At 55.3% G+C, this 803-nt stretch carries 1 protein-coding gene; it reads right to left on the bottom strand.

What is annotated here, in order from left to right; translation table 11 throughout:
• Positions 1-80 precede the first annotated feature (80 nt).
• Positions 81-803, bottom strand: a 723-nt coding sequence (hemX, locus tag KQJ18_RS24245; protein WP_216422990.1) for a uroporphyrinogen-III C-methyltransferase, incomplete at its 5' end; no start/stop codon positions are given.

Here is an 803-nt window from a genome sequence, read left to right as displayed (position 1 = left end):
GCCCTGATGACCGGCAATCATTGGACCAACGACGATCCCGGCAATCAACAGTACAAAGAGTAATAATACTTTTAGCATCATTATTCTCCTTGCGGCGCGGTTGCCGGGGTGTCTGCCGAAGGAGCAGGAGCGGCGGCAACCGGCGCTGTGACAGGCTGCGCCAGTAAATTACGCACGCGGGTCTGCATTAATTTGTCGAGAATAGCCTGGCTCTGCAGTGTTTCTGGCACATCCATACTGATGCTTTGTTGGCTCAACTGGTCTACCTCTTCCAGGAAAGCTTTGGTGGTTGCATCGTCGGTGTCGTAGTAGGCGCGTACCCAGGTAGAGACATTTTCCAGCGCCTGGCGGTATGTCTCTTCCTGATGACGCGGTACGGCCTGGGCGGCTACTAACAGGCGAGAACGAATGTTCTCACGTAAGTAAACGTCCTGGTTCGGCGCCAGCAGCGGGACGGCGGTTTCATCTCGACGGCGAACAGTGATAAAGCTGTCCATAAAATTCTGCCAGCTTTTTTGCAGGTTGACGCGCCATTCACTAATTGAGCTGGACAGCTCGCTGCTGTCGGAGTCCATCGGTGAATCGTCGGTGTCGTTGTCGGCCAGACGCAGGTTATCAATCTGGTTAGAGAGCTGATTCACTTTCAGGATAATGCCGTCATAGTCGACCTGAGTTACCGCGGAGAGGCTCGCGATGTCGTCAGTAATCGCGCGACGGGCGGCAATTAAGCTCGGGTCGTTCATATCCGCCAGACTGGCGTCGGCGCTTTTCAGCAGCGCCGCGGCGGTGGTAACGTCCTGATC

Source organism: Citrobacter sp. S55_ASV_140, from assembly GCF_018919505.1.
GTDB lineage: Bacteria > Pseudomonadota > Gammaproteobacteria > Enterobacterales > Enterobacteriaceae > Citrobacter > Citrobacter werkmanii.
Note: the sequence above shows the minus strand (reverse complement) of the source record. Positions and strands in the feature narration are given on the sequence as shown.